The 6,325-nt window shown below is 66.4% G+C and carries 4 protein-coding genes and 2 pseudogenes; 3 read left to right on the top strand and 3 right to left on the bottom strand.

The genetic code is table 11. The features are described from left to right. The 3 genes and pseudogenes from EOD07_RS17960 to edd all read left to right on the top strand — a co-directional run. Positions 1-334 (top strand): annotated as a pseudogene (locus EOD07_RS17960) (glucose-6-phosphate dehydrogenase); the annotation flags it as partial. Next, positions 316-1,032, top strand: coding sequence for a 6-phosphogluconolactonase (gene pgl, locus EOD07_RS17965; protein WP_127236426.1), 717 nt, complete (start codon positions 316-318; stop codon positions 1,030-1,032). The pseudogene EOD07_RS17960 and the gene pgl, both read left to right, overlap by 19 nt. Positions 1,033-1,093: 61 nt before the next feature. Next, positions 1,094-2,917: a phosphogluconate dehydratase gene (gene edd / locus EOD07_RS17970; RefSeq protein WP_127236427.1), complete on the top strand. Its 1,824-nt coding sequence runs from the start codon at positions 1,094-1,096 to the stop codon at positions 2,915-2,917. 67 nt (positions 2,918-2,984) lie between these two features. On the opposite strand, the gene EOD07_RS17975 is transcribed toward edd, so the two are convergent. From EOD07_RS17975 to EOD07_RS17985, 3 genes and pseudogenes are all read right to left on the bottom strand, one after another. Continuing rightward, positions 2,985-4,646: a VWA domain-containing protein gene (locus EOD07_RS17975; RefSeq protein ID WP_127236428.1), complete on the bottom strand. Its 1,662-nt coding sequence runs from the start codon at positions 4,644-4,646 to the stop codon at positions 2,985-2,987. 95 nt (positions 4,647-4,741) lie between these two features. Beyond that, positions 4,742-5,740, bottom strand: a complete 999-nt coding sequence (locus EOD07_RS17980; protein ID WP_040988147.1) for a GlxA family transcriptional regulator — start codon at positions 5,738-5,740, stop codon at positions 4,742-4,744. Positions 5,741-5,754: 14 nt separating this feature from the next. Continuing rightward, positions 5,755-6,325: pseudogene (locus EOD07_RS17985) on the bottom strand (bifunctional methylenetetrahydrofolate dehydrogenase/methenyltetrahydrofolate cyclohydrolase); the annotation flags it as partial.

Genomic DNA, 6,325 nt, shown 5'->3' on the forward strand with positions numbered 1-6,325 from the left:
CGAAGGCGTCAAGCAGTTCATCATGATCAAGGATCCGGGGCCGGGCGGCATGCGGCTGCGCCAGATTTCGCTCGACATGAGCTTCGCGCAGTCCTTCGACGGGCGCGCGCCCGACGCCTATGAGCGGTTGATCATGGATGTGGTGCGCGGCAACCAGACGCTGTTCATGCGCCGCGACGAAGTCGAGGCGGCCTGGAAATGGATCGACCCGATCCAGAATGCCTGGGAAAGCGCCAGGCAGGAGGCGCAGGGCTATACGGCCGGAACCTGGGGGCCGTCGGCCTCGATCGCTCTTATCGAACGTGACGGACGGACATGGCACGAGAGCAATTGAGCGACGTCCGCTACGGCTGGAACGGCTTTGCCGACCGCCAGGACCTGGCGACGGCGCTTGCCGGGGAGATCGCAGACCGGTTGACCAGCGCCATCGCGAAACGCGGCACCGCGCTGCTCGCGGTGTCCGGCGGCACCACGCCGGCGAAGCTGTTCGCCGCGCTGTCGACCACGCCGATCGACTGGGACAAGATTACCGTGACGCTGGTCGACGAGCGCTTCGTGCCGCCCTCCTCGCCGCGCTCGAATGCCGGGCTGGTGGCGGCGAACCTGCTCCAGAACAAGGCCGCGGCGGCGCGCTTCGTGCCGCTCTACCATGAGACGGCAAGCATCGAGGACGCGGCCGCGGCGGACAGCGAAGCGCTCAAATCATTGCCTTGGCCGCTCGACGTGGTGATCCTCGGCATGGGCGGCGACGGCCATACGGCGTCGTTCTTCCCGGATGCCGGCAATCTCGAGGAACTGCTCGACCCGGCCTCGCAGCGCATCGTGCTGCCGGTGCATGCGGCGAGCGGCGGCGAGCCGCGGCTCACGCTCTCGATGGCGCGCATCGTCGCCGCCGGCTTCGTCGCGCTCCATATCGAAGGCGAGGACAAGCGCGCCGCGTTCAACGGCGCGACCGGTCCCGGCGCGAAGAAGCCCATCCGCAGAGTGCTCGAGGCGGCGCCGAGACGAATAGAGGTGTTCTGGGCACCCTGATTTCAGATGAGGACAGCCCGGTGGCAGAGGGAGGACGTCGCCGGGCTCGAAAGGACGGACCATGACAGCCAGACGCGATATCGAAGCCATCACGGAACGCATCCGCCACCGTTCGAAAGCCGGCCGCGAAGCCTATCTCGGCCGCATCGCGGAGGCTTCCAGCCGCACCGCCAACCGCGCGGTGCTGGGTTGCGGCAACCTCGCCCACGGTTTTGCCGTGTGCAGTCCATCGGAAAAGATCGCGCTTGGCGGCGACCGCGTGCCGAATCTCGGCATCATCACCTCCTACAACGACATGCTGTCGGCGCATCAGCCCTTCGAGACGTTCCCGGCGCTGATCAAGGAAGCCGCGCGCGAGGCCGGCGGCATCGCCCAAGTCGCCGGCGGCGTGCCGGCGATGTGCGACGGCGTCACGCAAGGCCAGCCCGGCATGGAGCTGTCGCTGTTTTCGCGCGATGTGATCGCCATGGCGGCGGCGATCGGGCTGTCGCACAACATGTTCGACGCGGCCGTCTTCCTCGGCGTGTGCGACAAGATCGTGCCCGGGCTGGTGATCGCGGCGCTCACCTTCGGGCATCTGCCGGCCGTCTTCATCCCCGCGGGGCCGATGACGACCGGTCTCGCGAATGACGAAAAGGCCAAGGTCCGCCAGCTTTATGCCGAAGGCAAGGTCGGCCGCGCCGAATTGCTGGAAGCAGAGTCCAAGTCCTATCACGGGCCGGGCACCTGCACCTTCTACGGCACCGCCAACTCCAACCAGATGCTGATGGAGATCATGGGCCTGCATACGCCCGGCGCCTCCTTCGTCAATCCGGGCACGCCACTGCGCGACGCGCTGACCAGGGAAGCGGCCAAGCGCGCATTGGCGATCACGGCGCTCGGCAATGCCTATACGCCGGTCGGGCGCATGATCGACGAGCGTTCGATCGTCAACGGCGTGGTCGGCCTGCACGCCACCGGCGGCTCGACCAACCATACGATCCATCTGATCGCCATGGCGGCGGCGGCCGGCATCGCGCTGACCTGGCAGGACATTTCCGACCTGTCGGAGGCCGTGCCGCTGCTTGCCCGCGTCTATCCGAACGGACTTGCCGACGTGAACCATTTCCACGCCGCAGGCGGGCTCGGCTTCCTGATCCGCGAGCTGCTCGACGAAGGCCTGCTGCACGAGGACGTGCAGACGGTATGGGGCGAAGGCCTGCGGCCCTACGCGGTCGAGGCGAGGCTTGGCGACGACGGCGGCGTGGTGCGCGAAGCGGCGCCGCTCGTGAGCGGCGATGAGAAGGTGCTGGCGCCGGTCAAGAAGGCGTTCCAGCCGACTGGCGGGCTGAAGGTGCTCGGCGGTAATCTCGGTCATGCGGTGATCAAGACTTCCGCCGTGAAACCCGAGCGCCGCGTCATCGAGGCGCCGGCAAAGGTCTTCGACAGCCAGCAGGCGCTGAACGACGCCTTCAAGGCCGGCCAGCTTACCGGCGACTTCATCGCCGTCATCCGGTTCCAGGGCCCGAAGGCCAACGGCATGCCGGAGCTGCACAAGCTGACCACCGTGCTCGGCATCCTGCAGGATCGCGGCCAGCGCGTGGCGCTGGTGACCGACGGGCGCATGTCGGGCGCCTCCGGCAAGGTGCCGGCGGCGATCCATGTGACGCCGGAAGCGGTCGAGGACGGCGCCATCGCCAGGATCCATGACGGCGACATCGTCCGGCTCGACGCCGATGCCGGCACGTTGGACGTGCTGGTGCCTGGAACGGAATTCGCGCTGCGCCGCACGGCGGATGCCGACCTCATCGGCAACGAGTTCGGCTTCGGCCGCGAGCTGTTCGCCGGCTTCCGGCAACTGGTCGGCCGTGCCGATCATGGGGCGGCGGCGTTCGGAAGCGCCTGACCTAAATCCTGGTCATCCCATGCAAAAGGGCGGCCCGGAGCCGCCCTTTCTCGTCCCGTCCAGCCGGTTACTGCACGGTGAGCTCGTTGCGCTCGCCGGCCTTGACGGTGAAGGGCGTTTCCTTGTCGGCCTTGTCGGTGGTGAAGTTGGTCACCAGCACGTAGTCGCCCGCGGCGAGCGTCGTTTGCATCTTTTCGCCATAGGCGTAGGTCACCTGCTTGCGCTCGCCCTGGATGTTTTTCTTGGCCTCGAAGATCTTGAAGCCATCGGCGCCTGGCGCGTCGACCGCCACGACACCGGCATTCAGCGTCACGTTGACATCCGCCATCTGCCCGACCGTCACGCTGAAAGGCTGCTCAGCGGACACGGCCTGCACGTCGACGCCCATCACATAGTCGCCGGGCGGCAGGTCGAACTGGCTGTCGGGTCCGTAGGCATAGGTCACCTGGTCTCGGGTGCCATCGAGCTTCTTGGCGGCCTTGTATACTTTCCAGGACACGTCCGTGCCGGCCTTCTCCCCGCCCTGGGTGTAGAAGGCATTGGCCTTGGCCTTGCCGACGCCGACGATGATGTCCTTGTCGACAACCTGGCCGGCGACGAGTTGCATCGTCTCGCTCGCCTGCCCGGCTCCCAGGCTGACGGTGACCTTGGTCTCGCCGGTCGGGACGACGAACTTGACCTCACCGTAATTGGCGTCCGAGGTGCCGCCGGGATAGGCGATGCTGATCTGCGCCCCGCGGTCGATATCGGCGCCCGGCGCCGGCCTGGCATGGATGGATATCTCCGCGGCGTTCAGGTTGAGCGCCGGTTCCGTCGTCTTGTCGGCCGTCAGCGAGACCTTCTGCTCCGCCCTGGCCGCGCCGCTGGTGGCGACGACGATGTAGTTGCCGGCGTCAAGGTGGAATTTGACGGTGTTATAACCGTAATCGACGTGCTCGCCGCCGGTCCCCTTGGCGTCGTCCTTGAAGATTTCAAAATAGACGTCGGACTTCGGCGCCTCGCCACCATCCTTCAGCAGCGCCGTCGGGATGAGATTGTAGTCGACCTCCACTGCCTTCGGCGCGGGAGCCGGTGCTGGTTCGGGAACTGGCTGAGGAGCCGGAGCCGGAGCCGCGACGGTCTCGACCAGAGCTTCCTGCAGCGCCTTCTCGTCGGAGGCCTGGATGTATTTGCCGCCGGTGTTTTCGGCGAGGCAGGCGATCTGCTTGCCCTCGTCGGCGGTCAGGCCGAAGCCGACGACATCGGCGGTGAAATCGACGCCGCTTTCCTTCAGCTCCTTGCCGAGCGCGCAGGGATCGCCGCCGCAGGTTTCCAGGCCATCGGTGATCAGCACCACGGTTGCCTTGTCCTCGGTGTACTTCAGCGCCGAGGCGGCCTGCTTGACGGCGGCCGTCAGCGGCGTCTTGCCAAGGAATTTCATGCTGTCGGCGGCCGCCGAAATGGCGCTGGCGGAGCCGGCCTGCGGCGGCACGATCAGCTCGATGTCATCGCAGCTGCCCTTGGTGCGATGGCCATAGGCCATGAAGCCGATCTCGTCGTCGGCCGGAACCGACTGCAGCACCGTGCGCAGCGATTCACGCGCGATCTCCAGTTTCGGCTTGCCGTCGATCTGAGCCCACATGGAGCCCGATGCATCGAGGATGATGATGACCTTGTTGGCGGCAAAGCCAAACGTGGTCATCGACAAAAGGAGGATCGCCGCAGCAACGCTCCGTATCAGTCCCGCCATGAAAATCTCCTGAGAGCAACCCTCGTCCGCGCTGCGAAAGCTATTTGAGGCGGGTCCTGGAAACAAGCCCGGCCGAGGATGAAAGGCGGAGCGCTCTAATAAGTGGTGCGCCGCTCTTCCGATGGCGGGCGGCCGAACTGCAGCCGGTAGCTCTGCGCGAAATAGGAGTGCGAGGTGAAGCCGGTGGCGATCGCGACATCGAGGATCGGCATGTTGGTCTGGCGCAGCAATTCGCGCGCCCGCTCCAGCCTCAGTCGCATGTAATAGCGGCCGGGCGTCACGCTGAGATGGCGCAGGAACAGGCGCTCGACCTGGCGCACCGACAGGCCCGCCGATTTGGCGAGCTGTACCGCGGACAGCGGCTCGTCGAGATGGTCGGCCATCAGTTCGACGATGCGCCTCAGCTTCTCCGACTTGCCGGTGAGATCCCGCTCCGGTCCGACGCGCTGGCGGTCGCCGGCCGAGCGGATGCGCTCGTGCTGGAACTGGTTGGCGACGCCATTGGCAAGGTTGGAGCCGAAATCGCCGCGCACGATCTCCAGCATCAGGTCGATCGAGGTGGTGCCGCCGGCGCAGGTGTAGCGCTTGCGGTCGATCTCGAAGACATTGCCGGTGCAGTTGATGTCGGGGAAGCGCTCCATGAAGCCGGCGCGGTTCTCCCAATGGATGGTGCAGCGATAGCCGTCGAGCTGCCCGGCCTCGGCCAGAAGATAGGAGCCGACCGACAGCGCGCCGAGCGCATTGCCGCGCCGGCCCCAGCTGCGCAGCGCCGCCAGCACCTTGCTCTTGCCTGGGAATTCGGTGGTGAGCCCGACCGAGACGAACAGGATGTCGACCGGCGGCATGTCGGCGACCGAGTAGTCGATCTTCAGCGGCAGGCCGTTCGAGGCCATGACCGCGTCGCCATCGGCCGAAATCGTCGTCCAGCCATAGAAGTCGCGGCCGAGCAGGCGGTTGGCCGAGCGGAAGCAGTCGATGGCCGCCGCCAGCGAGAACATCGAGAACTTGTCGACGAGCAGGAAGCCGAACTGACGGCCGCCCTGAACGGGATCGTTCGTGATCGGCCGTTCGATAGGAGCAGTGAGGTTCGGCAAGGATCTGCTTTCGATCAGAAGGACGGCCGCTTCAGCCCGGCCGCGAGGTAGGCGGAAGCTACAGTGTTCGCCATCAGCATGGCAATGGTCATCGGCCCGACGCCGCCGGGCACCGGCGTGATGGCGCCGGCGACCTTCGCCGCCTCGGCATAGGCGACGTCGCCGACCAGGCGGCTCTTGCCCTCGCCCTTCTCAGGCGCGGGGATGCGGTTGATCCCGACGTCGATGACGGTCGCGCCCGGCTTGACCCAGTCGCCCTTGACCATCTCCGGCCGGCCGACGGCGGCCACTAAAATGTCGGCGGTGCGGGCCAGCGCCGGCAGGTCCCTGGTGCGGCTATGCGCGATGGTGACCGTGCAGTTGGCGGCGAGCAGCAGGTTGGCCATTGGCTTGCCGACGATGTTGGAGCGGCCGACGACGACGGCGTTGAGGCCGGAAAGGTCTTTGCCTCGCACCCGCTCGATCAAAAGCATGGAGCCCGCCGGCGTGCAGGGCACGAAGGCCGTTTCGAGCTCACCGGTGCCGAGCTTGCCGACATTGATGAAATGGAAGCCGTCGACATCCTTCTCCGGCGCGATCGTCTGG

The sequence above is a fragment of the Mesorhizobium sp. M2C.T.Ca.TU.002.02.1.1 genome (assembly GCF_003997225.1).